The organism is Hymenobacter glacieicola (genome assembly GCF_014640315.1).
GTDB classification, from domain to species: Bacteria; Bacteroidota; Bacteroidia; order Cytophagales; family Hymenobacteraceae; genus Hymenobacter; species Hymenobacter glacieicola.
Window position 1 is genome coordinate 524,771 of the sequence record NZ_BMGS01000001.1, and the last position, 25,857, is coordinate 550,627.

General features: G+C 58.7%; 19 protein-coding genes. 11 read left to right on the forward strand and 8 right to left on the reverse strand.

What is annotated here, in order from left to right; translation table 11 throughout:
- Positions 1-157: 157 nt before the first annotated feature.
- Positions 158-2,356, reverse strand: a complete 2,199-nt coding sequence (gene recQ, locus IEW18_RS02275) for a DNA helicase RecQ (RefSeq protein ID WP_188556180.1) — start codon at positions 2,354-2,356, stop codon at positions 158-160.
- 174 nt (positions 2,357-2,530) lie between these two features.
- Here recQ and IEW18_RS02280 point away from each other — a divergent pair, with 174 nt between their 5' ends.
- Entirely contained in the window at positions 2,531-3,508 is a 978-nt protein-coding gene (locus IEW18_RS02280; RefSeq protein ID WP_373285688.1) for a KpsF/GutQ family sugar-phosphate isomerase, read from the forward strand.
- A gap of 257 nt (positions 3,509-3,765) precedes the next feature.
- On the forward strand, positions 3,766-4,893 hold the full coding sequence (locus IEW18_RS02285) for a mannose-1-phosphate guanylyltransferase (RefSeq protein WP_188556182.1): 1,128 nt from the start codon (positions 3,766-3,768) through the stop codon (positions 4,891-4,893).
- Between the two features lie 160 nt (positions 4,894-5,053).
- On the opposite strand, the gene rlmB is transcribed toward IEW18_RS02285, so the two are convergent.
- The 5 genes from rlmB to IEW18_RS02310 form a co-directional block, all read right to left on the reverse strand.
- The gene (gene rlmB / locus IEW18_RS02290) at positions 5,054-6,052 is read right to left on the reverse strand and encodes a 23S rRNA (guanosine(2251)-2'-O)-methyltransferase RlmB (RefSeq protein ID WP_308428036.1); all 999 of its coding nucleotides are present in this window, start codon (positions 6,050-6,052) and stop codon (positions 5,054-5,056) included.
- On the reverse strand, positions 6,016-7,230 hold the full coding sequence (locus tag IEW18_RS02295; protein ID WP_188556183.1) for a GWxTD domain-containing protein: 1,215 nt from the start codon (positions 7,228-7,230) through the stop codon (positions 6,016-6,018). The genes rlmB and IEW18_RS02295 overlap by 37 nt, the downstream gene beginning before the upstream one ends.
- Positions 7,231-7,333: 103 nt before the next feature.
- Positions 7,334-10,324, reverse strand: a complete 2,991-nt coding sequence (locus IEW18_RS02300; protein WP_188556184.1) for a glycosyltransferase family 117 protein — start codon at positions 10,322-10,324, stop codon at positions 7,334-7,336.
- Positions 10,325-10,543: 219 nt separating this feature from the next.
- Positions 10,544-10,984, reverse strand: a complete 441-nt coding sequence (locus tag IEW18_RS02305) for a T9SS type A sorting domain-containing protein (protein ID WP_188556185.1) — start codon at positions 10,982-10,984, stop codon at positions 10,544-10,546.
- A gap of 352 nt (positions 10,985-11,336) precedes the next feature.
- Entirely contained in the window at positions 11,337-12,098 is a 762-nt protein-coding gene (locus tag IEW18_RS02310; protein ID WP_229728564.1) for a biotin--[acetyl-CoA-carboxylase] ligase, read from the reverse strand.
- Between the two features lie 42 nt (positions 12,099-12,140).
- Here IEW18_RS02310 and rsfS point away from each other — a divergent pair, with 42 nt between their 5' ends.
- The 7 genes from rsfS to IEW18_RS02345 all read left to right on the forward strand — a co-directional run bounded on the left by rsfS (position 12,141) and on the right by IEW18_RS02345 (position 21,816).
- A complete protein-coding gene (gene rsfS / locus IEW18_RS02315) occupies positions 12,141-12,536 on the forward strand; it encodes a ribosome silencing factor (RefSeq protein WP_188556187.1) in 396 nt (131 codons plus the stop codon).
- Between the two features lie 99 nt (positions 12,537-12,635).
- Positions 12,636-14,753 (forward strand): ATP-dependent zinc metalloprotease FtsH, encoded by a 2,118-nt coding sequence (ftsH, locus tag IEW18_RS02320; RefSeq protein WP_188556188.1) that lies wholly within the window; start codon positions 12,636-12,638, stop codon positions 14,751-14,753.
- A 562-nt stretch (positions 14,754-15,315) separates the two neighbouring features.
- Positions 15,316-15,978, forward strand: coding sequence for a LutC/YkgG family protein (locus IEW18_RS02325; protein WP_188556189.1), 663 nt, complete (start codon positions 15,316-15,318; stop codon positions 15,976-15,978).
- Entirely contained in the window at positions 15,953-16,738 is a 786-nt protein-coding gene (locus IEW18_RS02330; protein WP_188556190.1) for a UDP-2,3-diacylglucosamine diphosphatase, read from the forward strand. Before IEW18_RS02325 ends, IEW18_RS02330 begins: the two co-directional genes overlap by 26 nt.
- Positions 16,739-16,802: 64 nt before the next feature.
- The gene (locus IEW18_RS02335; RefSeq protein ID WP_188556191.1) at positions 16,803-17,657 is read left to right on the forward strand and encodes a hypothetical protein; all 855 of its coding nucleotides are present in this window, start codon (positions 16,803-16,805) and stop codon (positions 17,655-17,657) included.
- Between the two features lie 193 nt (positions 17,658-17,850).
- Complete coding sequence (locus IEW18_RS02340; RefSeq protein WP_188556192.1) at positions 17,851-19,014, forward strand: zinc-dependent alcohol dehydrogenase; 1,164 nt, start codon at positions 17,851-17,853, stop codon at positions 19,012-19,014.
- Between the two features lie 174 nt (positions 19,015-19,188).
- On the forward strand, positions 19,189-21,816 hold the full coding sequence (locus IEW18_RS02345; RefSeq protein WP_188556193.1) for a S8 family serine peptidase: 2,628 nt from the start codon (positions 19,189-19,191) through the stop codon (positions 21,814-21,816).
- Between the two features lie 370 nt (positions 21,817-22,186).
- Here the strand turns inward: IEW18_RS02345 and IEW18_RS02350 are convergent, their stop codons facing one another.
- The gene (locus IEW18_RS02350; RefSeq protein ID WP_188556194.1) at positions 22,187-22,990 is read right to left on the reverse strand and encodes a M57 family metalloprotease; all 804 of its coding nucleotides are present in this window, start codon (positions 22,988-22,990) and stop codon (positions 22,187-22,189) included.
- 527 nt (positions 22,991-23,517) lie between these two features.
- On the opposite strand from IEW18_RS02350, the gene IEW18_RS02355 reads away from it, so the two are divergent.
- Positions 23,518-24,999 (forward strand): PSP1 domain-containing protein, encoded by a 1,482-nt coding sequence (locus IEW18_RS02355; protein WP_188556195.1) that lies wholly within the window; start codon positions 23,518-23,520, stop codon positions 24,997-24,999.
- 11 nt (positions 25,000-25,010) lie between these two features.
- A complete protein-coding gene (locus tag IEW18_RS02360) occupies positions 25,011-25,514 on the forward strand; it encodes a gliding motility lipoprotein GldH (RefSeq protein ID WP_188556196.1) in 504 nt (167 codons plus the stop codon).
- Positions 25,515-25,609: 95 nt separating this feature from the next.
- Here IEW18_RS02360 and IEW18_RS02365 read toward each other — a convergent pair whose 3' ends face one another.
- The gene (locus IEW18_RS02365) at positions 25,610-25,801 is read right to left on the reverse strand and encodes a cold-shock protein (RefSeq protein ID WP_044003100.1); all 192 of its coding nucleotides are present in this window, start codon (positions 25,799-25,801) and stop codon (positions 25,610-25,612) included.
- Positions 25,802-25,857: the final 56 nt, after the last annotated feature.

The window sequence follows — 25,857 nt, forward strand, 5'->3', positions numbered from 1 at the left end:
AAGTACACATTCTGAAAACGGCCGTTTCGGCCCGGCCACTACGCAGCACCGCTACCCCACCGCGCACCAAAAAGCCCCGCCAACCGGCGGGGCTTTTTGCTACAGCACCTTGTGCCCAAAATCCGTGTAATCCGAAAAATCCGTCTAAATCCGTGATTTAGTTGGCTACCTCACTCAGGAATTTGATGCGCATCAGACGCAAGTCTTCCTCGGTGTAGTCGTCGGTGCCGAGTTCCTTGAGGGCGGCGGCAATGTTGTCCGTCTGGGCCGTCATGAAGTAGTCGTAAATCTCCTCCTGCCGCTCCTCGTCGAGCACCCCGTTGATATAGTAGTCAAGGTTGAGCTTGGTGCCGGCGTAGCAGATGTGCTCGATTTCCTCCATCAGCTCCCGCATGTCAATGCCCTTGGAGGAAGCAATTTCCTCCAGGTCCATCTTCTTGTCGATCTGCTGGATGATGTAAATCTTGATTTTTGACTTGTTTACGGCCGATTTCACCACCACGTCGGCGGCCGTGACAATGTCATTCTCGTCCACGTACTTCTGGATCAGGGCCAGGAAGGGAGCGCCAAACTTCTGGGCCTTGCCCTGGCCTACCCCCGACACGTGGGCCAGGTCGTCCATTTTGGTGGGGAAGGTCGTCGCCATTTCCTTCAGGCTCGGGTCCTGAAATAGCACGTAGGGGGGCAGATTTTTCTGCTGGGCTACCTTCTTGCGCAGGGCCTTCAGCATCTCAAACAGGGCCTCATCATGACCGGCGGCCTGCTGAACTTCCTCTTGTTCCTGTTCCTCTTTCACCTCTTCCTCGTAGTTATGGTCCTTGGTGAGCTTGATTGAATGCGGATTTTCAATGAAGTCAATGCCCTTGGCCGTAATCTTCACCACGCCAAAGTTTTCGATGTCCTTTTCCAAGTAACCACTGAGGAGCGTCTGGCGCAAGAGAGAGTGCCAGAACTGGGCGTCGTGGTCTTTGCCCTGACCGTATACGGGTAGCTTGTCGTGGCCGTAGCTTTCTACGTGCGGGTTGTTCATGCCCATCAGCACGGTGCCAATGTGGTCGAGGCCAAACCGCTCGTCGGTCTGCACTACCGCTTTCAGGGCCATGCATACTTCGTGCTTGGCTTCGAAACGCTCCTTAGGGTGCTTGCAGTTGTCGCAAAAGCCACAGTCCTTCTCGAAATGCTCGCCGAAGTAGTGCAGCAGCTGCTTGCGCCGGCACACCGCCGAGTCGGCGTAGTTAGCCATTTCCTGGAGCAGCAGCTTGGAGTTGTCGCGCTCCGTTACGGGCTTGTCCTTGTTGAACTTCTCCAGCTTTACAATGTCGTCGTAGCTGTAGAACATCAGGCAGTCACCTTCCAGCCCGTCGCGGCCGCCGCGGCCGGTTTCCTGGTAGTAGCCCTCAATACTCTTGGGCGTGTCGTAGTGAATCACGAAGCGCACGTCGGGCTTATCGATGCCCATGCCGAAAGCAATGGTGGCCACAATCACGTCGCAATCTTCATTCAGGAAGGCGTCCTGGTTGGCCATGCGCACGTGCGGGTCGAGGCCGGCGTGGTAGGGGAGGGCCCGCACGTCGTTGACCTTCAGCAGCTCGGCAATTTCCTCTACCTTCTTGCGGCTGAGGCAGTATACAATGCCGGCCTGGCCCTTGCGCAGCTTCACGTACTGAATCAGCTGCTTTTTGGTGTTGTGCTTGGGTCGGACCTCGTAGTAGAGGTTGGTACGGTTGAAGGAGGTCTTGAATACCGACGCATCATCCATCTGCAGGTTCTTCTGAATGTCCTGCTGCACCTTAGGGGTAGCCGTGGCCGTGAGGGCAATGATGGGCACCTGCACGCCCAGCCCATCAATGATGCTGCGAATCTTGCGGTATTCAGGCCGGAAGTCGTGGCCCCACTCCGAAATGCAGTGCGCCTCGTCAATGGCCACGAAGCTGATGGTGGCCTTGTTGAGGAATTCGATGGTTTCGTCTTTGGTCAGGCTTTCGGGCGCCACGTAGAGCAGCTTCACCTCGCCGCTAATCACGTCCTTTTTTACCTTGTTCATCTCTGATTTCGACAAGGTCGAGTTCAGAAACTGCGCGTTCACCCCGAAGGCGTTCAACTGATCTACCTGATTTTTCATCAGGGCAATAAGGGGCGAAATGACGATGGCCGTGCCCGGCAACACCAGTGCGGGGAGCTGATAGCACAGGCTTTTGCCGGCGCCCGTAGGCATGATAACGAACGTGTTATTGCCCGCAATAACGTTCTGAATGATGTCTTCCTGTACGCCCCGGAACTGACCGTACCCGAAAACTTCCTTTAACTTGCCTTTCAAATCAGCCTCTTGCTGCACTTGTTGTTTCACGGCTGGCATGGACATCCTCACTTACTCAATTGGGGTGGTAGATTGGATAGACAACATAACGTGTTGCTTACTCAATCTAAGGATTTTATGGTATTCGGCGCTAAGCGAAAGAGGTAAAGAATTGGGGCCAACCCCAGAATCACCGACACTGTTCAGCTTCCGATACGCAATATCAAATTTAGATTGAAACCGCAGAACGAACTCAACTTACTTGCAAAAAAAGTGCTTCAGCAAGAAGCTGAAGCAATTCAGGGAGTTGCCGACGCCTTGGCTCGCACTCCTGATTTTGCACAATGCGTAGAAGCCATTCTCTCTTTACGGGGTAGGGTGGTTGTGACCGGCATTGGGAAGAGCGCCCATATTGCGGCTAAAATGGTGGCTACCTTCAACTCCACGGGTACGCCGGCCCTGTTCATGCACGCCGCCGATGCTATCCACGGCGACCTGGGCATGATTCAGGCCGAGGACTTTGTTATTGCCATCAGCAAGAGCGGTGACACGCCCGAAATCAAGGTGTTAGTGCCCTTGCTCAAGCGCAAAGAAGTACCGCTGGCGGCCCTGGTCAGCAACGCCGAGTCTTACCTGGCGGTGCAAGCCAACTACATTCTACACGCTCCCGTGGAGCGCGAAGCCTGCCCGCACAACCTAGCTCCCACTACCAGCACTACCGCGGCCCTGGCCCTGGGCGACGCGCTGGCCGTGTGCCTGCTGGAGTGCCGCGACTTCAGCCGCCAGGATTTTGCCCGCCTGCACCCCGGCGGCACGCTCGGCAAGCAGCTCTACCTGAAAGTGGGCGACCTGAGCCGGCAAAACCAGCAGCCGCACGTAGTGGACACGGCTCCGCTCAAAGAAATTATTCTGGAAATTTCGGGTAAGCGCCTGGGCGCTACGGCCGTGCTGGACGGCAGCAATGCCCTTATCGGCATTATCACCGACGGCGACCTGCGCCGAATGCTGACTACGTTTGAGGGCCGTTTGGAAGCAGTGCGGGCCCGCGACATCCTGACGCCCGCCCCCGTTACCATTGATGTGGACGACTTTGCCGCGGAAGCCCTTACCCGCATGCAAGACCGCAACATCACCCAACTGGTAGTAACGGAGCAGGGGCGCTTCGCGGGCTTTATCCATTTGCATGATTTGCTGCGTGAAGGATTAGTGTAACAGCTGGGTCAACGGAGCTGCTCAGTAGCCTTGGTTGCCGCAAACAGATGTGGCTGAGGGTTAATGAGTATAATTAAATAATTTACAAGAATTATTATATATACCAAATATTCCGCTATCATTGTCCAAAGACATGGTAGAGAATAAGCTGCTTATTGGTACATTTTACGCTTCTCGTGACCAGCTTAGGCTTCTCTGTTTGGGCTTTTATAGAGCTTACATCTTCTTGCTAAACGCGGGCTTCACGTCCGGCTTCGATGGAACAGCATACGTATCTCGTTGTGATGGCTGGCGGCATTGGCAGCCGCTTCTGGCCCTTTAGCCGCACGCATCATCCCAAACAGTTTCATGACGTCCTAGGACTGGGGCGCTCCATGCTCCAACTTACCGTAGACCGGTTCCGGGGCATTTGTCCGCCCAGCAACGTCTTCGTGGTCACAAACCGCGACTATACCGAACTGGTCCAGCAGCACCTACCGGAGCTGCCGGCGGATCAGATTTTGGGCGAGCCGATTGGGCGGAACACCGCACCCTGCATTGCTTACGCCAGCTACCGCATTGCCCAGCGCGACCCGGAGGCCATTATTGTGGTAACGCCTGCCGACCACGCCGTCATGCACGAGGAAAACTTTCGGGCCGCCATTCGCACGGCGCTCGACGGGGCCCGCACCCACAACGTGCTCATCACCCTCGGCATCCAGCCTTCCCGCCCCGATACCGGCTACGGCTACATTCAGTTTATTGACGAGCCAGTGCAGCCCCAGCACGTGCAAACCGCTCCCGGGCACGAGGACGGCGTTTTCCCCCAGGAACTGCGGAAGGTGAAAACCTTCACCGAGAAGCCCAATCTGGAGCTGGCCAAGATGTTCGTGACCAGCGGCGACTTCCTGTGGAACTCGGGCTTGTTCGTGTGGCGCGCCGATGCCATTATCCAAGCCTTTCATCACTACCTAAGCGACATTGCAGAAGTATTTGATGAAGGCTGGAACGAGTTGGGAACTCCTCAGGAGGAGAACTTTATTTCCCGGGCCTACACGCGCTGCCGTAACATCAGCATCGACTACGGGGTGATGGAAAAGGCCGACAACGTGTACGTGCTGCCCGCCGACTTTGGCTGGAGCGACCTGGGCACCTGGGATTCCCTGCACCGCATGGGCCACCACGACGCCGACGAAAACGTAGTAGACGGCAATGCCCTGCTCTACGACACAAGTGAGTGCGTCATTAAAACCCCACCCGAGCGCCTGGTAGTAGTGCAAGGCCTGGAAGGCTACATCGTGGCCGAGTACGACAACGTGCTGCTGATCTGCAAGCGCACCGAAGAACAGCGCGTCAAAGAATTCGTAGCCGATGTGAAGTCCAAAAAGGGCGTAGGCTATAATTAGGAGTCTAGAGCTAGAAATCAAACCGGCTGCCATCCTGACGCAGCAAGGACCTTATCAACTTAGAACGATAATCGGGACACGACTCGTGCTAATGTGATAAGGTCCTTGGCTCCCGCTCAGGATGACAGCCGGTTTACTCTTTTATTTTAACTATGTCTTTCTACTGCTTCACGAGGCGTTGGCGTAGCACTTCGTAGAGCATGATGCCGCTGGCTACCGACACGTTGAGGGAGCTGATCTGGCCAGCCATGGGGATGCGCAGCTTGTGGTCGGCGAGGCGCAGGTACTCGGGGCTGATACCGTCCTCTTCGCTACCCATCAGAATGGCCAGAGGACCCGTCAGGTCCACGGTTCCGGCTTCCAGGCTGGCGTCGGATTTCTCCGTGCAGGCCACTACCTGCACCCCCGACTCGCGCAGGAACGTTAGGGTATCCTTCAGGTTAGGCTCCCGGCACACCGGAATCAGGTTCAGGGCGCCGGCCGAGGTTTTCAGCGCGTCGCCGTTGACCTGGGCGGCCCCGCGGCTGGGCACTACAATGGCGTGTACGCCCATACACTCGGCGTTGCGGGCAATGGAGCCGAAGTTGCGCACGTCCGTGATGCGGTCCAGCACCAGCAGGAGCGGGGTTTTGCCTTCCTCGTACAAACCGGCCAGAATGCTGTCCAGGGGCATGTACTCAATCGGCGACACGTAGGCAACAGCGCCCTGGTGGTTTTTGCGGGTAATGCCGTCGAGCTTTTCTACCGGCACCATCGACACCGGAATGTTGGCCGTTTTGGCCAGCGCCGTAATGTCCTGGGTCATGGAATTCTTCGTGCCGCGCAGCAGGAAGATCTTATCCAGCGTACGGCCCGCGTTCAGGGCTTCCAGAATAGGCCGGAGCCCGAAAATCATATCGATGCTGCGGTCCTGGGCGGGACGGTGGGGGTAGCGCGGCTTGTCTGAGCGGCTGCCTTCGTAGCGGCCTGCCTCGGCGCGGCTGCCCTCGTAACGCCCTTCTTCGGAACGGCTGCCCTCAAACCGGCCTTCGTCGGCGCGGCCCTCTTGCTCCCGCTCACGCGGAGCCGGCCGCCGGTTAGGAACGGGGCGGTTTTCAGAATCAAAAAATTGGCGGCGCTCAGTTAGCGGCCGGGGCGGGCGGTTCGTCCTTTTCTCCATTGCTCCACGGCGGCATACCAGAGTTGTTCGTACTCGGGGCGGCGCACCAGTTCATAGTTGTCGGGGGCAAAGGTACTGGGTTTAGCGCGGAACACGAAGGTTCCGCCCATTCCCTGATCGGCCCGGTAAAGCCACCGCTCTTCGCCGGCCTCCCGGTACACGGTTTCCGGTGGCCCCAGCACCAGATACAGCATCCCCCGGTCGGAAAGCCAGCCGGCTTTATGAGCGGAAAAAAGCTGGTTGGCCTCCTGCACGCGGCCATAGTAGGTGCGAATCAGCTGGCGAGCAATGGGTTGGTTGTTGCCCGCCACGGTAAGCCAGAACTGGTCCACGGCTTTCTTCGGGTCGGGAGCATCAAACAGTTTCTTACGCTCCGCTGAAGTCGTCAGGTAGATCAGGGGCGCAATCAGCTCATCGGCCGAAGTCAGGGCCGGGAAGGTGTTGTCCTCCACCAGCAGCCCACTGCGCGGCTCCTGCTCCCTAACCCGCAGCAAGTATAACCCTGCTTGAAACCGTAGCAAGCTGCCGGCCCGGTAGCGCACCGAGTCCTGGGCGCTGAGCTTGCGCGGCTGGGCGGGTAGGGCGCCGGGCCCGGCCATGGGCGGGGCGGCCGCCAAGGAGCTGAGCGGATAACGGTAAGCCTGCACGCTCAGGTCGGCGCCGTAGGAGTCAATCATAAAAGGCTCGCCGGCTCGCACGTAGTGGCGCAGCAGTGGCTGGCCCACCGAATCGGTTAAGATAAAAGACCGGGACAAATGCTCCGGCGTCAGGCGCACCCAGGCGGCCTCGCCCGAAGCGGCTTCATCGGCCGGGCCCGTAGCCAGGCTAAGTACTTGCCCTACTCGGAGCCGGGTTAGGGGCAGGCAGAAATCAAGGGTGGCCGCTTCGCCCTCGCGGCGCAGACGGCGCGCAGCATGACGTACGGTATCCTGCCACAGCACCCGCTTGGCGTCGTAATCGTTCCATAAAGCAACGTGCAACGGGAAACCCCGCCGGAGCAGACGAGCGCTAGGAAAGCGCAGGTAGAGCCGCACACTGTCGCCCTCCCGCCGGGTGTCCACTACAATGCGCCGGTCGGGCCGGTACTGGGCGGCAAAGTCCCGGCGCGGCGCAGCTGCCAGCGGCAGGCTGCTCCCCAAGCCCAGGAGCATGAGTACTAGGTAGTAGAACGGTTTCACGAGCGGGAGCAGGAAAGGAGGTAGGAGGGCAAGGTAGGCTTTCTAACGAAAGAAGCCGGCCCCATTGCTGGAGCCGGCTTCTGCGCGGCAAAAACTATGCAGTTTAACGTTGGTAGTACTGCTTAAGCAGGTTAATAGCCTTAGTGGCGCGCTGCTGGTCACCGATCTGCTCAGCGGCGCGGCCGATGCTGTTCAAGGACATCAGGTACGTCTGAAACTCCTGGTCGAACAGGGCACTGTTGTGGGTGCTGTAGTAAGCCAGAGCCCGCTCGGCGCGGCCCGTCATGGTGTCCATGATTTCGTTGGCGCGGTCTTTTTCGCCTACCGCTACCAGGGCCGGAATAAACTGCGGCACGTAGTAATCATACGGAATGGCTTTGTCGGGCATCACCTCGAAGGCCTTGTCCAGTACCTGCTTGGCGCGGGCTTTGTCGCCCTGAGCGAGCAGGCTATTGGCCAGACGCGAGAATTTGTCGCGGTAGTTGGCCGGGAAGCGCAGGTTGTTTTCGTCGTAGAAGATGTTCGGGTTGTTCAGGCCCCGGAAGGCAAATTTCTTCATCAGGTTGTCGTACATCAGCTCCGTGGCCACGTAGCCTTCGTCGCCGCCACCCTTGGGGTCGTAGTTCGGGTCTTTGGCCGGCAGGATGCGGTAGGCCATGCCATCCAGCTGGAAGTAGGGCTGCAGGCCCATGAAGTCGCGCGAGTCGACGGTGCTGGAGAAGTACACCGGGCGCTGCCAGTTGTTGGTCGCCAGAATGTCCAGAATCACCAAGCTTTTCTTCTCAATGGCGCTCTTGCCTACTTCCCACTCCATGCGTGGCACCAGTTGGTCGCGGCGGTCAGCCGGAATAATGCCCATCTTCGCCACGGCCGCCGTGTCAATGGGCAGGTAAAACTTGCGGGAAGGGAAGGACAGTAGGGACTTCGAGCCGTCGCCGTAGCTTACCTGTAAGAGCTGGCTGTTCTGGTTTACCAACTGCATAAACTGGCGCACGTCGATGTCCTTTACCGATGGGTTTTCGGCGTAAGGGAGGTAGTCATTGGTGCCCTGCTTGTAGTTGGCATTCTCCATTGAAATGGGCAGGGGCTGCGACTGGTACGAGCGGCGCTTCATCTGGTCGATGTACCAATCGGTGTTCAGGTAGCTGAGTACGGCCACGCGCACGTCGGTACGCACGCCTTCCACCTCTTGGGCGTACCAGAGCGGGAAGGTGTCGTTGTCGCCGTTCGTGAATACAATGGCATTGGGCGCCAGAGAGTTCAGCAGGTTCTTGGCCGAATCTACGGAGTTGTAACGGTCCGAACGGTCGTGGTCGTCCCAGCCCTGGGCTACCATGATGCCCGGCACCACCAGGCCTAGCAGCGTGACCACGCCGGCCCGCGCCGTTTCCGACTTCACCGCTTTTTCCAGCAGCTCGGCCAGGGCCAGCACGCCCAGCCCAATCCAGATGGCGAAGGCGAAGGTGGCGCCGGCAAAGGTGTAGTCCCGCTCGCGGGGCTCAATGGGGGGCTGGTTCAGGTACACCACAATGGCCAAGCCCGTAAGCAGAAACAGCAACCCTACCACCAGGGCGTTGCGCCCGTCGCGGCGCACCTGGAAGAACAGGCCCAGCAAACCCAGAATTAGGGGCAGGGCGAAGAAGGCGTTGCGGGCGGGGCTGTCGGCAATACGCTCCGGCAAACCCGCACCGGCCCGGCTACCCCACAAAATACCCGACTGCTGAATGTCGCCCTCGCGGCCCACGTAGTTCCACATGAAGTAGCGCCAGAACATGTGGCCCATCTGGTACTTGAACAGGAACGACAGGTTCTGACCCATCGTAGGCTTCACGCCGTCCTGAATATCCACCCACTTTTTATAGTTGTACAGGTGGAGCGGATCATTGCTGTACAGGCGCGGAAGCAGCATCTTGTCGCCGGGCTGGTACTGCAACACCGGCCGGTATTCGGCCACCACGTACTGGTCGCCCTGGCGCACATAGCGCGGCGCACCGTCTTCCTGAGCAATGGGCTGGGCGTTGAACTGCGGGCCGTAAAGCAGGGGCCGGTCGCCGTATTGTTCGCGCTTCAAGTAGCTCACGAAGGACAGGACATCCTCCGGGGCATTTTCGTTGATGGTAGGGTGGTAAGAGCTGCGGATCGGCACAATCAGGTAGCTAGAGTAGCCAATCAGGATGAACACGAAGCTCAGCATCACGGTGTTCAGCAAGCGGCTGCGACGCTTAAACGACTGCCGGAAACCAAACCAGATCAGCCCCACGAACAGCAGCAGGAAAATCACCAGCCCGGAGTTAAAGGGCAGGCCGAAGGAATTAATAAAGAACACCTCAAAAGCGCCCGCCAGGGTAGGCAGGCCAGGGATAATGCCGGCCAGAATCAGCCCCACAATTACGCTGCTGAGAACCAGCGTAATGATGCCGCCCTTGGTGGTTGGGTTTTGGGTGCGCCGGTAGTAGTAAATGAAACCCAGGGCCGGAATAGCCAGCAGGTTCAGCAAGTGCACCCCGATGCTCAGGCCAATCACGTAGGCAATGAGCACCAGCCACCGGTCGGAATCGGCTTCGTCGGCGCGGTTTTCCCACTTTAGCATCAGCCACACCACGGCCGCCGTGCACAACGACGACATGGCGTACACCTCGGCCTCCACGGCATTAAACCAGAACGAATCGGAGAAGGCGTAGGCCAGGGCTCCCACGGCGCCAGCCCCTAAAATCAGGAGAGTCTGACCGAAGGTAGGCTCCAGATTCCGGTCGTCGTGCATGCCGGGGCGGTGCAGCACCAGCTTCTTGGCCAGCATAGTGATAATCCAGAACAGGAAAAGCACCGTGAACGACGAGCTAAGCGCTGACAAGGCATTGACCAGCACCGACACCTTGGTCACATCGCCAAAGGAAAGCAGGGAAAACAAGCGACCTAGCAGGAGGAAGGTAGGGGCGCCGGGTGGGTGGGGCACCAGCAGCTTGTAGGAGCAGGCAATAAACTCGCCGCAGTCCCAAAAAGAAGCCGTGGGCTCCAGCGTGAGCAGGTAGGTAAGGGTAGCAATGGCAAATACCAGCCACCCAACTAGGTTATTCAGGCTTTTGTAACTCCGCATACGAAATAAAGTGAGGCTGACCACGGCCAGCCCGCTGCTGAACGACGGGTTTTTAAGGTCCGGAAAGGAAATCAGTGAAAGATCAAAAGTAGAGAATAAGTAGCGAGAGGCGGCAGGCAGGTTGCGTATCCCGGCTAGTTTCTACTGCGGGAAGCACTCGGCCACAAAAAAAAGCAGCCTGGGAGCAGGCTGCTTTTCTATGTAGACTTACGGGAAGTCTTAGTTCTGTAGCATAAGGCGTTTGGTTGAAACCACCTTATCATTCTGCACCAAGCTGTAAAAATACATACCCGGGGGCAGGTCCGAAAGGTTCAAATTCATGCCGCCATCGGCCGCTTCGGGCCGCAGCCCTACGCTACGGACTTCCCGCCCAATAACGTTGCTGAGCCGTAGCTTGTAATCAGCCCAGGGAAGCTTCTGGCCCACGGATATGGTAATCAGGCCCCGCGACGGGTTAGGATAAACAGAAAGCGCTGGAGCAAGCGTTCTGGCCGCTGCCGAGGTAAGGGCCGCACTGGGGCTCACCTGCTGCCAAGTAGTAACCGCGCGGGACGAAGCGTGGCGAGCCGTCGCCGCTTTCAGCCGAACGGTGGCTGCCAGCAAAGGCAATTGCCACAACAGCAGCAGCAGAACAGGGAAAAAACGCGTAGTAAGTTTCATGGCATTCAGGCGGCGTCTGGGGCGCACAAACAAAGAGTGCGGTGGAATCAAATAGGAGGGAATATCCTCGAAGGGACAAAGCGGCAGAACAGGCTGCTGCCACTTGGAATGACAACTACCGTGCCTTGTTGCCAGGGTAGGTTTGCCAGCCAGATGTCCGGTTAGAGGATAAGGTTGCATATAGGTTTAAGTAAACTTACGATATGCTGAAGTAAATAGTTGAGGGTGAATGTAATAAAATTTAAACAGATCGGGTTGAAATACCAACGGCTCAATGCCTTGGGCTGATGGCCGGCTCCGAGTAAAATAGGCAGATTTCGGCGGTGTCAACCCGAGTAATGCTATTGTGAGCTTATATATAGCGAATTTCTTTTAAATCAAAATAATGCAGTTGGTCGTTGACAGCAAGAGCTAAGCGGCCCGCCTCGTCGACGCCCATAATCTGGCCTTTTATCAGGCGGCCGCCTGTCTCATACTCGTGCTCCTCCTGAAACCGGTAAAGTACCCGCAGATACTCCGTGCGCAGCGCCCCTACCCGCCCCGCCCGGAGCTGCAGATACCGGCGCTCCAAGCTTTCCAGCAGCCGGGCTGCTAGTGTCGGCAGCTCATAGGCTCGCCCGGTTAAGCGGGTCAGAGAGGTAGCAGTCGGCACGCCAAACTCCCGCTGATTAATATTTAATCCAATTCCTACGATACTATGCTGAATCTTCGGGCCGCTAAGTGTGTTCTCAATCAGAATGCCCCCTAGCTTATGCGGGCCGAAGAAAATATCGTTCGGCCATTTCACCCGCAAGGCCGGATCAGGGCCAAGCAGGACCGTCAGCCAATCATGCACTGCCAGGGCCACGGCTTGGCTCAGCAAAAACTGATCGGCGGCCGGCAGAAAACCAGGGTGCCACACTACCGAAAGCGTCAGGTTTTCTCCCGGTGCGGCCTCCCATTGGTTGCCCCGTTGGCCCCGGCCGGCAGTCTGTTTGTCGGTAATGACGCAACAGCCGTCCGTGGCCCGGTTTTGGACAGCTAGCTGGTGTGCCTCGGTGTTCGTCGAGGGGCATTCGGGCAACCAGACAAGCTGTTGGCCCGTGAAGAGCGTTTGGGGGGATATAGCCTCCACGTGTTTTTCGTACTTTGTGACGTTCAAACCTAACAATACCCCATGAAAAGTACCCTGGTTCGGCAGGATTCGGACAAGTTGGCAGATGTAGTAGTGCGCGGCATGCAAGAGAAGAAAGCAGCCGATATCGTGGTACTCAACCTCAAAGACCTCAAAAACGCCGTCGCCGATTATTTTATAATCTGCTCGGCTTCTTCAGATACGCAAATTGACGCTATTGCCCGCTCGGTAGAGGAGGAGGTAGAAAAGCTCACTGGTCAGAACCCTTGGCAAACCGAAGGGCGCATGAACCGCGAGTGGGTTCTGCTTGACTACGTGGATGTAGTAGTGCACGTCTTCCTGCGTGACCGGCGTCAGTTCTACGGCTTGGAAGAGTTGTGGGGCGACGCGCAGATCACGTACGTGGAGGAAGAGGAAACTCCGGCGGTGGTAAGGTAAAACTCACCCCACGGCGTCTTGCAAAATACTGGCGGATGCGCCAACAATCATTCAAGTGGCGTGTTGCGCCTTTGTTTCTTGTCTTAGCAACCTCAATTCATGTCTGATACGACGCCAAAAAAGAAAAAACCTATGCTGCCTAATCCCGCGCCACGGCCTGGGATGCAGCTGTGGGTGCTGACAGGCTTGGTGGTGCTCATCCTCGGGATGGTGTACCTCTCGCGCAGCAACCCCGTCATTGAAATTACGCAAAAGCGCTTCGAGCAAATGCTTTCGGCCGGCGACGTGCGCGACGTCACGCTCGTGAACGACAAGCAGGTAGAGGTGACGCTGACCTCGGAGGCTACTAAAAAAGCTCCTTATGATGCCGAGCTGAAGCGCCGCGGTCCGCTTTCCATGGACCAGGGTGCTCAGTATGGCTTTCGGGTAGTAGATGGCAAGCTCTTTAAGGAAGACTTAGATAAAGTGCAGGCAACTTTGCCGGCTGAACGTCAGGTAGGACTTAAGGTTGTAGACCGGACTGGTTACAGCGAGTACATCACTACCTGGGGCTTCATGATTATCCTGTTCGTGGGCTTCTGGTTCCTGATGCGCCGCATGAGTGGGGCAGGTGGGCCGGGTGGTCAGATCTTCAACATTGGTAAGTCGCGCGCGGCGTTGTTTGAAGGTGGCGACAAGGTGAAGATTACCTTTAAGGACGTAGCCGGCCTGGAAGAAGCCAAAGAGGAAGTGCAGGAAATCGTGGAGTTCCTTAAAAACCCCTCGAAATTCACCATCCTCGGCGGTAAAATCCCGAAGGGCGCCCTGCTGGTAGGACCTCCCGGTACGGGTAAAACCCTGCTGGCCAAGGCCGTAGCCGGTGAAGCCGACGTGCCGTTCTTCTCCCTGTCGGGTTCCGACTTTGTGGAAATGTTCGTGGGGGTAGGTGCTGCCCGGGTGCGGGACCTGTTCAAGCAGGCCAAAGCCAAAGCGCCGTGCATCATCTTTATCGATGAAATTGACGCCATTGGTCGCTCCCGCTCCCGCGGCAACGTGCCTGGCGGCAACGATGAGCGGGAAAACACCCTGAACTCCCTACTGGTAGAAATGGACGGTTTCGGTACCGATTCCGGGGTAATTATCCTGGCCGCTACCAACCGCCCCGATACCCTGGACTCGGCCCTGCTGCGTCCCGGCCGCTTTGACCGCCAGATCAGCATCGACAAGCCAGACATCAACGGCCGCACCCAGATCTTCAATGTGCACCTGAAGCCGCTGACCCTGGGCCCCGATGTAGAAGCCAAGAAGCTGGCCGCCCAAACGCCCGGCTTTGCCGGCGCCGAAATTGCCAACGTCTGCAATGAAGCCGCCCTGATTGCCGCCCGCCGCGACAAGAAGATGGTGACCATGCAGGACTTCACCGATGCCGTGGACCGGGTAATTGGCGGTCTGGAGAAGAAAAACAAAATCATCAGCCCCGGCGAGAAAAAGGTAGTTGCCTACCACGAAGCTGGTCACGCCATTGCGGGCTGGTTTCTGGAGCACGCCGATCCGCTGGTGAAAGTAAGCATCGTGCCCCGCGGGGTAGCGGCGCTGGGTTACGCGCAGTATCTGCCGCGTGAGCAGTTCCTCTACAACACCGAGCAACTCATGGACGAAATGTGCATGACGCTGGGCGGCCGCGCCGCGGAAGAATTGGTGTTTGGTAAAATTTCGACCGGTGCCCTCTCTGACCTGGAGCGCATCACGAAAACGGCTTACAGCATCGTGACCATGTATGGCATGAACGCCAAGCTCGGCAACGTGTCGTTCTACGACTCCAAAGGCCAAAACGAGTATGGCTTCACGAAGCCTTACTCGGAGGCTACCTCGCAGATGATTGACGAGGAAGTACGCACCATTATCGAGCAGGCCTACATCCGGACCAAGGAACTGCTGACGGAACGCCGGCACGAACTGGAGGTAATTGCCAAGGAGCTGCTGGAAAAGGAGATTTTGCTGCAAGATGACTTGGTACGCCTCGTGGGTCCTCGTCCCTTCGACAGCCAGACGACCTACCAGGCACACATGGCCGGCACCGACCGGAGCGAGACGCTAAGCGAGCGGAAGCAGGAGCACCCGGGTGTCCCACTCGGCAACGACCTGCCCGATCTGAACCTACCCGGTATGGACAAGGACCAGAATGGCGCTACCGGCGCCGCCACTGAGCCTAGCGGTAGCGCAGTAACACCGCTGTAACGCCGCCGTTAACACTCTACGAAAAAGCCCCCTTGCCGTACTGGTGAGGGGGCTTTTTCGTGTAGTGTACTCAGCTTTGCCTGCTAGCTAAATCTGGGCTGGCGTTCTTGCAGATACGCTTGAAAAGCCGGTAAAGCTCTTGCCTTCTCGAAGCCGTGCTGGGCAATGGCTGTCCGCACGGCAGGTAAAAGCTCAGCTAGCCACGCCTCAAAATCGGCTGCGGTGGCTTGGTAGCTTTCCAAACTAGAGGTAGGCGCGGCAAGAGAAGAGGGCATATCGTTCATTTACAGCTCGTTTTACAGCTGTGTTTGCCAAAAGGGTGCCAGCTAATCAGTACCTGAAATTTGTGCAATAAAGCTGTTGCAGTTCAGAGTCAAGGAAAACTGATAAAGTCTGTTTCTAGTATTTAAATGTCGGTTTTACTATCAATGGGAGCCCAAAATCTTGCGCCGGAGTGCAATTGCTATAGTATCATTAGCTCAGTTCAACAAGGGGTAGGATAGAGGGTTGTTAAAATTGGGCTGTCGTATAACCCAAACCGAATCCTTGTACCTTTACTTTCATGGCGGATACTTCTCGTGACATGATCCTGCGGCGCATTCGGGAGTCGTTGCAGCAGCCGGCAGAGCAGCCCGCGCGGCCCGACTTCACAGCGCCCCTGCACCCCCGGCCTGGGTCGGATGATGACCTGGCAGTGGCCTTTGCGCAAAGTTTTGTGCGGGTAGGCGGCGTATTTTACTACTGCGAATCGGTAGAGCAATTCTACGATGCGCTCTTCGCCTATAAGCGGGAGAAAAACCTGGAACACCTCTACGTGTGGGAGCCCGAGCTGAAGAAGCTGCTGCACGAAGGCAACATCGTTTTTCAGGGCGATGAAACGGATTTTCGGACTAATGCGGACGCTGGCCTCACGAGCTGCGAGGCCTTGATAGCCCGCACGGGCAGTGTACTGGTAGCCGCCGGTACGGCCAGTGGCCGCCGCCTGAGCATCTATCCCGATCAGCACCTGGTGGTAGCGCGCACCTCCCAGGTGGTAGCCGACATTGGGGACGCCCTAAAACTGATGCAGCAGAAGTACGGGCCCGACAAGCTGCCCTCCATGATTTCCCTGACCACCGGGCCAAGCCGCACGGCCGATATTGAAAAAACGCTGGTGCTCGGTGCCCACGGCCCGCGCAGCATCGTCTTGTTTTTACTGGATGACGCGCCCGCCGCAACTGCCTGACCTCGCACTGCCCCCGGGCCGCCGCGTGTACTTTGCCTCTGATTTTCACTTGGGTGCCCCCGATGCCGCCCGCTCCCTGGAGCGGGAACGGCGGATTGTGCGCTGGCTGGACCTGGCCGCTCAAGATGCTGCCGCTATCTACTTGCTGGGTGACATTTTTGACTTCTGGTTTGAGTACCGCCATGCCATTCCGCGCGGCTTTATCCGGCTGCAGGGCAAGCTGGCCGAGCTGACCGATGCCGGCCTACCCGTGACGTTCTTTACCGGCAACCACGACATGTGGATGTTCGATTACTTTACCAAGGAGCTGAACATTCCCGTTTTGCGCAACCCAGTGAGCCAGCGCATTGGTGGGCACATGTTCCACATTGGCCACGGCGACGGGCTGGGTCCCGGCGACCATACCTATAAGGTGTTGAAGCGCGTATTTGCTTCGCCAGTGGCCCAGTGGCTGTTTGCCCGCCTGCATCCTAACCTGGGCATTGGCATTGCCAACCGCTGGAGCCGGCACAGCCGCCTGCAAAACGGCGCTGCCGACGAGCAGTATTTTGGGGAGGAGGAGTGGCTGCTAACCTACTGCCGCCAGGTGCAGCAGCAGTTTCCCCACGAGTACTACGTGTTCGGGCACCGCCACCTGCCCCTTGACGTGGAAGTAGCCCCCGGCAGCCGCTACGTGAACCTGGGGGAATGGGTCAATTATTGCTCCTACGGCGTTTATGATGGCACTCAGCTGGCTTTGCGGCACTTTGAGCAGGAATAAAGCTTCGGCCCCAAACTCCCAACTCCCCAAAGGGGTAGGGTGGCGGCTGGCCTTAGGCCTCAGTATGCTGCTATTGTCCGCTGCCCAGGCCCAAACCACCGCGCCCGCAGCGGGCTCCGTGGCCCCGGCCGCGCAAGCCGCCCCCGTCGTAACGGTGCCCGCCGACACGAGAGCTGCCGGTGGTAGCTGGCAGCTGGTACGCACCGTTGCGCTGGTCCAACCCGGACCCGCATCCCTGGACCGCCGCGGCAACCTGTACGTAACGGATTCCCAAAATAACCTGCACCAGTACGGGCCCGATGGGCAGGCTTTGAACACGTACTCGCCGCCGCTGCCGGGGCATACGGCCCAGGTAGAAGCCTGGAATACGGCCAAGGTGCTCGTGTTTTACGATGACCGCCAACAGGCCGTACTGCTCGACCGGTTTTTGACGCCGATTGGGGAAGTACGCTGGCAGGACTACCTCGACGGGCAGATCCGGGCCGCTACCCTGGCCCCCGACGACCGGTACTGGCTGCTCAACGAGTCGGACCTGACGCTGCGCCAGTTTGATGCGGCCCAGAAGCGGTTCACTATTACCACTCCCCTCGACCTGCTCATCGGCCGCACCCGGCCTGATTTTCGGTTTTTGCGCGAGTACCAGAACAACCTCTACCTCGTGGACCGCACCAGCGGCATCTATGTGTTCGATAACCTGGGCAACTACCGCAAAAAGCTACCCCTGCCGGGCCTGAATTACGTTGGTTTCCGGGGCGACGAGCTGTACTACTTGGCTCCCGAAGGGCTGCGGCTTTTCCACTTGTACGCCCTCACGGAGCGGACGCTGCCGCTACCCGTGGCCGGCGCCCAGCAAGTGCTGGTCAGCGCCCAATACGCCTACGTGGTAAGTGCGACCGGTATTCAGGTGTATAAAATATAGGCGCTTTCCGGCGGCCGTAAGCCCCTTCACACCAGCTTACGGCTTGTGAATCAGGCAATAGCTGAGCAGTAGGTGGGCTCGGGAAGCTGGTACAGTTGGGCTGTCGTAACTCGTTTTGCGTGTGTGGCGTTATGCTAACAGGCTGGCACTGAGCCAGTGTCTGTTCTGTTTCACTCCACCACACTATTCTGTTATGAAGGCACTCGTGTATCACGGAATGAGGGATGTGCGCGTCGATACCGTCGACGATCCTGAGATTGAAGACGCCCGCGACGCTATTATTCGGGTAACCAGCACGGCTATCTGCGGCTCCGACCTGCACATTTATAATGGGAGCATTCCGCAGCCCCGGCCCATGGTGCTCGGCCACGAGTTCATGGGCATTGTGGAGGAGGTAGGCAAGGGCGTGAAAGGCAAGCTCAAGGTCGGCGACCGGGTAGTAGTGCCGTTTCCCATTGCCTGCGGTACCTGCTACTTCTGCAACCACCAGCTGCCGGGCCACTGCGAAAACTCCAACCCCGACCACTACGGCCCCGAGGGCGGGCTGCTGACCGAGAAAGGCGGGGCCCTGTTTGGCTACACCGATTTGTATGGCGGCTACAACGGCGGCCAAGCTGAGTACGTGCGCGTGCCCTACGCCGACTTCGGGCCCCGGGTAATTCCGGACAGCCTCACCGATGAGCAGGCCCTGTTCCTGACTGATATTTTCCCCACGGGGTACTCCGGCATTGACTGGGGCGAGGTGAAGGGCGGCGAAATCGTGGCCATTTTTGGGGCCGGTCCGGTGGGTATTATGGCGGCCAAATCGGCGTGGCTGCGCGGGGCAGCCCGCGTAGTCGTAGTCGACACCCTGCAATACCGCCTCGACAAAGCCCAGCACGCCACAAACTGCGAGGTCATTCGCTGGGAAGATGCCAAGTCGGTGGTGGAGCAGATCCGGGAGCTGAGCGGTGGGCGCGGCGCCGACGTGTGCGTGGAGTGCGTGGGTTTCGAGCCCGACCGGGACTTGCTGGATCGGGCCAAGGCAGTTATCAACCTGGAGAAAGGCTCCGATAAAGTGCTGCTGGCCTGCATGAGCGCCGTCCGCCGGGGCGGCATCGTGTCGGTGCTGGGCGTGTACAGCTCCCCCTTCGACAACTTCCCGATTCACCAGTTCTTCGACAAGGGCATTACCCTGCGGGGCGGGCAGGCCCCGGCCCAAAAGCACATCGATAAATTGCTGCAGTATGTAATTGAGGGCAAAGTTGTGCTGGATGACATCATCACGCACCGCCTGCCGCTGGCCGAGGCCGCCCACGGCTACGACATCTTCCGCAACAAAAAAGACAACTGCGTGAAGGTAGTGCTCAAGCCCTAGGCTGAATTCTGACCTACTTTATAGAGAGGGGCCGGCTGCTTGCCGGCCCTTTTTGGTGTGGGTTCGGCTGGGCCGGCCGCTCTTTATAATGCGGGCTATTTTCTACTTACATTTGAAAGAGACGACCCTGGTCGTTGCTGATACCGCTCTGCCTCGCCACAACCAACTTTTTCTATGTCTGCTGCTTTCTTCTGCCGTGCCTGTCTCCGTTTTGTGTTGGTGGCCAGCAGTATAGCAAGCAGCATAGCGGGTAAGGCCCAGACGCTGCCAACGCAAACCAGCAACCGGGTAGCCCCGGGCCTGGAGGCCAACCGCGCTGGGCGGGCCTTGCGCGTAAGCGTTACCGATGGCGCGGCTTTTCAGCAGTGGCTGGCCCGGCAACAGCCGCGGGCCACGGCCACGGCGGAGCTCCGCCACGCCGGGCTCTGGCAGGTGCGCGGCGTCACGCCCGCCGAGCTGGCGAAGTGCCCTTGGGTAAGCTTTGTGGAAGTAGCCGACCGCCGCGCCCAGCCCGAGCGCCAGCTCAACGGCGCCGACTTCGCCGCCAACAAAGTTACCACGGTGCACGCGCGCTACCCCGCCCTAGCCGGCCAAGGCCTAACGGTTTCGGTCAAGGAAAGCCCGCTCGATATCAATGACATTGACTTCAAAGGCCGCCTGGTTAACCCCGATCCGCTGGCCCAGCTGCTCAATTCGCACGCCACCACCATGGCCACGCTGATTGCGGGCGGCGGCAACTCCGCCGTAACCGGCAAGGGCGCCGCCTGGCAGGCCCGCATTGCGCAGTCCAGCTACGACAACCTCCTGCCCGACGACAACGCCACGCTGGCTAGCCAGGGCGTATCGGTCCAGAATCACTCCTACGGGGTTTCTGTTGAGAACTTCTACGGCCTCGAAGCCCGCGCCTACGATCAGCAGGTGCGCCAGCGGCCCGAGCTGCTGCACGTTTTCTCGGCCGGCAATTCCGGTAACCAGCCCGCTGCCGCCGGATCTTACGCCGGCCTGGCGGGGGTAGCCAACCTGACCGGGCAGTTCAAAAATTCTAAAAATACCCTGAGCGTAGGCGCCACCGATGCGCTGGGGCAGGTAGTGCCGCTCAGTTCCCGCGGCCCCGCCGCCGACGGCCGCATTAAGCCCGAGTTGGTGGCCTACGGCGACGGCGGCACCTCCGACGCGGCAGCTTTGGTGTCGGGTATCAGCCTGCTGGTGCAACAAGCCTACCGCGACCAACAAGGGAAGCTGCCAGCCGCTAACCTCGTGAAAGCGGCCCTGCTGAACACCGCTGATGATACCGGCCGGCCCCACGTGGATTTTGTGGCGGGCTACGGGCAAGCCGATGCCTTGGGGGCGGTGCAAACCATTCTGGAGCGCCGCTTTGCGGAAGGCTCGGCCACGCAAAGCCAGGAGCAGGTATTCACGATTACCGTTCCGGCCGGAACGCACCGACTGAAGGCCACGCTGGTATGGAACGACCCCGAAGCCGCCGCCAATGCCCCCGCCACGCTGATTAATGACCTCGACCTGACTCTGACCCGGCCTACCACCGGGCAGAGCTGGCTACCCTGGACGCTCAGCTCCTTTGCCCACCTGGACTCGTTGGCCCTACCCGCGCGGCGCCGGGCCAACCACCGCGACAATGCCGAGCAGATTACCCTGGACCTACCGGCGGCCGGCACCTACGAGCTGCGCGTGCGCGGCTTCAGCGTAGCACAGGGGCCGCAGGCGTTCAGCGTGGCCTACGAGTTTGAGTCGGGGCTGACCTGGGTGCACCCCACCCGGGCCCGCAACTTACGGGCGGCCGAATCGGCGCTGCTCCGCTGGCAGTGGGCGGGGCCGGCCACTGCGGCCCGCCTGGAGTACCGTCCGGTAGGGCAAACTGCCTGGACCATTTTAGCGCCCTCGGTAAATCTGGCCCAGCAAACGTTTCGCTGGACAGCGCCCGAGGTAACCCAGCCAGCCCAGTTGCGCCTCTTAACGGGCACGGGCACCGTGGAGTCCGATACGTTTTTCGTGGCCCGGCCGCTGGCCTTGCAGGTTGGCTATAACTGCCCCGATGAAACCCTGCTAACCTGGGCGCGCGTGCCCGGCGCTACCCGCTACCAAGTGTACCAGTTGGGGGCTACTCACTTGCAGCCCTTCCGCTTGCTAGCCGATACTGCCTTGTTACTTACCGCAGCCGAAGCGGCTACCCGTCATTTTGCCGTGGCTCCCGTCGTTCAGGGGCGGGTAGGGGAGCGGGGCAGCACCTTGGATGTAACGCAGGCAGCCTACGGCTGCTACGTGCGCTCCTTTTTACCGCGGCAACTGGTTACGGATACCGTGCGCCTCGACTTAACTTTAGGTACTACCTACCGGCTCCAGTCCGTAGTGCTGGAGCGCCGCTTGGCCGATGGCTCCTTTCAGGCCGTCCAGACGATTTCCCCGGTGCGCAGTACCAGCCTAGTCCTGACGGACCCGAGTGCCGTAGCCGGCCGGGCCCAGTACCGGGTCCGGCTGGTGCTCACTACCGGGCGCGTGCTGTATAGTGCCGTTGAGGAAGTGTTTTTTGTGCCCTCGGCCGCTGATGTACTGGTGTATCCGGTGCCGGTGGTAGCAGGCGAGCCGCTCAACCTAGTCGGGCCCCGGGACCAAGCCTTGCACATCCGCATATTCGACCTGACGGGCCGTTTGCTGCTGGAGCGCACTACGGACGGAGGCGCTATTCAGTCGCAGGATACCCATACGCTGAAGAACGGCACCTACCTACTTCGCATCAGCGTAACCGGCGGCCGCGAGGTAACCCGCCGAATTGTAGTGCTGTAAGAAGCTCAGCGTATGTAGTATTCATGTGTGAAGCGGCGTTTGCCTGCGCGGCCCGCTATGTTCATGTGCTTTGCTGCCCAAGCAGCAAAGCGCGGCCATGTTGGCCACGTAATACCTGCCCTGATAAATCAATGGCAAGAGGCCTCCTGCCCTAAGCTGACAGGGCTTCTTGTGGCCAGCTTTGCAAAGGATTTGTCGAATGATCTGTCAGGCCTGGAGTAGTAGGTGACCTATCTATAAAACGTGGCTTAATCATGCGCAAGGCCGGCGCTAGGGCGTGTTGGCCGAACGTCATAAGTAAGCTACAGAACAACAAAAAGCCCTGGCTCAGATGAGCCAGGGCTTTTTGTTGTCAGTACTACCCTAAGGGTTAGTAAACGTAGTTCAGAGCCGTTACGTCGTTGGCATTGAAGGGGCGGTTAGCGCCGCTGCCGATGCAAGCCAGCATCCAGGAGTTAGGATCTGGGCTGGTAGGAGTGCCGGGGATGTGGATAGCGCCAACGGTGCTGGCACCTTCGTTCACGGCCGAGCCACCGCAGCTGTACTGACGGCTCATGTAGTCAGTGTGACGGAAGCCAATGCAGTGACCTACTTCGTGGGCCAGAATGGTAGCAATGTAAGTGGAAGCGTTGGCCGTACCAATGGCACCTACGTTAACCGAAACCGAGCCGTAAGGATTGCCGCCCGAAGGGAAGCCGGCCGAGGCCAGGTAGCTAGAGCCCGAAGGAGCAGCACTCATTACAATGTTGCCACCCGAGCTAACGCGGGAGAAGCGAATACGCAGGTTCTGCGCATTGTACCGACGAATCAGCTCGTCGGTAGCGGTGATATAAGCCGAAGGCAGGCTGCTGGAAACGCTGATAGTGATGGTGCGGGGCAGGCCACCTACCAGGTTGGTAGTGCGGTACTGCTCATCCTGGCCTACACGTAGCATCTTGTAGTCAGGAGTGCTGGCCAGCATTTCGTCCGTCAGCATAATGTCGCCTTCCACGATTACGCCGCCGGCTACTTTCTGAGCACCTGCTGCCGAGAAACCAAGCGTTTTGATTTGGCTAACAGTCGTCTCCGACACCTGGTTTTTTACCTCAACATTGGCTTTTTCCTGACAGGAGGAAAGCGACAAGCTGGTGGCAGCCAACAGGGCGAGGGGGGCGAGTACTTTTAATGTTTTCATGTGTTTTGGTTGTGGTTAGGTAAAAGAACGCTGTAAACATAGGCTTTCGTTATTGATATTTCAAAACTATGGTCATGTAATTGTCAAAATTATATACGAACAAAGTGCGCGTTAGCAGATTCATAACGGCTTATAGTTGAGCATGGAATAGGACTAAACTTATTTATGACTATTTGGTGAAAATTGATTTTTTATAGTATAAAGCGAATATTTGCTCGTATCAATCGAAAGCCTAAATAGCACTACCCTGAACCAGCAGGAGCACAAGTGAACTGATGACTTATTTTGGAGCGTTAGGAGCAGCACTGCCCGCCGCCTCTAAATCTGTATCTTTGTCTAGAACCGATTTCAGGCGCAAGGCTACCTTTCGCTTTACCATATAGATCTTTCAAGCCGTGGCTTGCTCATCCTGCTCCTCCTCCGGCGGGGGCTGCTCCACTTCATCTGCCAAGGGCTGCGGCTCTAAAGGTAGCTGCAGTAGCGGCTGTACCCGCCTTAATGTATTCGACTGGCTCCAGGACCTGGATATGCCCAGCGACTTTAAAGAATTTGACCTTGTAGAAGTCCGCTTTAAGGGCGGACGCAAAGACTTTTACCGCAATAAGAGCCGCCTGCCGCTCGTCACGGGTGATGCCGTGGTCGTAGAATCAGCGGGCAGCGGCTGGCATCTGGGCCACGTTTCGCTGAAGGGCGAGCTGGTGCGCCTGCAGATGAAGAAGAAGAAAGTGCCTCAGGACTCCAAGGATATCCGCACGATTTTGCGGGTAGCCACCGAGCAGGACGAGGAACGCTGGCAGGCCGTGCGCGACCTGGAAACCGGCACCATGTTCAAGGCCCGCGCCGTGGTAGATGAGCTGCGCCTGAAAATGAAGCTCTCCGACGTGGAGTATCAGGCCGACCGCACCCGCGCTACCTTCTTCTACTCCGCCGACGACCGGGTTGACTTTCGGGACCTGATCAAGCGCCTGGCCGATGAGTTTCGGGTGCGGGTGGAAATGCGCCAGATTTCCCTGCGCCATGAAGCCGGCCGCCTCGGGGGTATCGGCTCCTGCGGGCGGGAGCTGTGCTGCTCCACTTGGCTCACTGACTTTAAGAGCGTCAGCACCACTGCTGCCCGTTATCAGAACCTGAGTTTGAACCCGGCCAAGCTTTCGGGCCAGTGCGGGCGCCTCAAGTGCTGCCTGAACTACGAGCTGGATACCTACCTCGATGCCCTGAAGGATATTCCGCAGGTGCAGCGCCCCTTGCTCACGGAGAAGGGCGAGTACACCCTCCAGAAAACCGACATCTTCAAGAAGAAAATGTGGTTTGCCGTGCGCGGCGACAACAACTGGGTGGTAGTACCCACGGAGCGCGTGCGCGAAGTACTGGACCTGAACAAGCGCGGCGAAAAGCCCGAAAGCCTGCTGGTGCCCGTGCGCGAGGAAGAAAAAGCACCCGAGGTTACGGCCATTGTGGAAGGCTCCTTAGAGCGCCTCGACGATAAAATTAAGGCCTCCAAACGCAGCAAGCGCGGTAAAAAGAAAAAGGGTGCCGACGACGTGGCTCCGGTAACTGCTGCTGCCCCCCGGGCCGGCCGTTCAGGTGCCCCCCGCTCCGGTGCTACCCCCGAACCCCGCGACGTACCCGCCACGACGGTCGCTGCTGCGCCGGAAGCAGAAGCAGCGCCGGCCGGAGAGGAGCGCAGCCGCCCCCGCGGGGCGGCCGCCCGCCCTCTGAACCGTCGGGGCCGGGGCCGGGGTGAAGGGAAACGCACCGACGCAAGCCGGGCCGGGGAAGGAACTCCTACCCCCACGGGCCCCGCTGATACGGCCCGCCCCCCGCGCGAAGGTCGTCCGCCGCGGGCTGCGGCCTCCGGCGAAGCACCCGACGGCGCGGCCAGCCGGGGCGAAAACGGCGAGGGCCGCCGGAACCGCTCGGGACGGCGGGGTGGTGGTGGCCGCCCGGGCCGTGGTGGTAATGGCCCTGATGCCGGAGGGTCTACTCCTTCTTCTCCTGCTGCCTCCTAATGCTGTTGCGTATGCATTTCCTTTCTCGGGTAGTACGGGCCCTGGCGGCGGGGCTACTGCTAACGGCTTGCGACCAAAACCAAGTGTTCGAGAAGAACATCGACCTGAAGTCGCCAGCCGGCGACCCCTACGTGTGGGCCGTGCAGGACAAGCCAACGTTTGAGTTCGAGATTACCGACACTACTCAGCGCTACGATGTGTATTTCAACATCCGCAACGCCGCCGATTACGAGTACTACAACCTGTACGTGAAGCAAACTCTCACGGCGCCGGATGGCAAGCCCGTGTCGCGGCGGCTGCACCAGATGCTGCTGCTGGACCCGCAAACCGGCGAGCCGCGCGGTAGCGGGACCGGCGACATTTACGACCACCAGATTCTGGCCCTGCCCAACCAGCAGTTCCACCAACCGGGGCGCTACAAGCTCATGCTGGAGCAGTACATGCGCCAGGACCAGCTCCGGGGCATCATGGCCGTGGGCGTGCGCGTGGCCCGACATTCAGCCAGCGGCCAGTAGAGCAGCACTGGACGGAACGCCCGTAGTACCTCAACAAAAATCCCCGTCCGGCATGCCGGACGGGGATTTTTGTTGGGCTCAAAAGCAAAGGCCGCTTAGATGCGCTCTACTTTCACGGCGTTCTGGCCCTTTTTGCCGTCGATGATATCAAATGATACCCGGTCGTTTTCGCGAATTTCGTGCACGAGGCCCGTCTGGTGCACGAAAATCTCCTGGCCATTTTCATCTTGGACAATGAACCCATAGCCTTTCGACTCATTAAAAAACTTCACTTTACCGGTTTTCATAGCGGAGTGTAAGCGGTTGTGGGGTGAAAGAATGGCGGTAAATCTACATGCTTTTC

Coding starts and splice junctions, on each gene's coding strand:
- recQ (WP_188556180.1), bottom strand. CDS start 2,356: ATGCCAGCCGTGAAACAACAAGTGCAGCAAGAGGCTGATTTGAAAGGC.
- IEW18_RS02285 (WP_188556182.1), top strand. CDS start 3,766: ATGGAACAGCATACGTATCTCGTTGTGATGGCTGGCGGCATTGGCAGC.
- rlmB (WP_308428036.1), bottom strand. CDS start 6,052: ATGGAGAAAAGGACGAACCGCCCGCCCCGGCCGCTAACTGAGCGCCGC.
- IEW18_RS02300 (WP_188556184.1), bottom strand. CDS start 10,324: ATGCGGAGTTACAAAAGCCTGAATAACCTAGTTGGGTGGCTGGTATTT.
- IEW18_RS02305 (WP_188556185.1), bottom strand. CDS start 10,984: ATGAAACTTACTACGCGTTTTTTCCCTGTTCTGCTGCTGCTGTTGTGG.
- rsfS (WP_188556187.1), top strand. CDS start 12,141: ATGAAAAGTACCCTGGTTCGGCAGGATTCGGACAAGTTGGCAGATGTA.
- ftsH (WP_188556188.1), top strand. CDS start 12,636: ATGTCTGATACGACGCCAAAAAAGAAAAAACCTATGCTGCCTAATCCC.
- IEW18_RS02325 (WP_188556189.1), top strand. CDS start 15,316: ATGGCGGATACTTCTCGTGACATGATCCTGCGGCGCATTCGGGAGTCG.
- IEW18_RS02330 (WP_188556190.1), top strand. CDS start 15,953: ATGACGCGCCCGCCGCAACTGCCTGACCTCGCACTGCCCCCGGGCCGC.
- IEW18_RS02335 (WP_188556191.1), top strand. CDS start 16,803: ATGCTGCTATTGTCCGCTGCCCAGGCCCAAACCACCGCGCCCGCAGCG.
- IEW18_RS02340 (WP_188556192.1), top strand. CDS start 17,851: ATGAAGGCACTCGTGTATCACGGAATGAGGGATGTGCGCGTCGATACC.
- IEW18_RS02345 (WP_188556193.1), top strand. CDS start 19,189: ATGTCTGCTGCTTTCTTCTGCCGTGCCTGTCTCCGTTTTGTGTTGGTG.
- IEW18_RS02350 (WP_188556194.1), bottom strand. CDS start 22,990: ATGAAAACATTAAAAGTACTCGCCCCCCTCGCCCTGTTGGCTGCCACC.
- IEW18_RS02355 (WP_188556195.1), top strand. CDS start 23,518: ATGCCCAGCGACTTTAAAGAATTTGACCTTGTAGAAGTCCGCTTTAAG.
- IEW18_RS02360 (WP_188556196.1), top strand. CDS start 25,011: ATGCATTTCCTTTCTCGGGTAGTACGGGCCCTGGCGGCGGGGCTACTG.
- IEW18_RS02365 (WP_044003100.1), bottom strand. CDS start 25,801: ATGAAAACCGGTAAAGTGAAGTTTTTTAATGAGTCGAAAGGCTATGGG.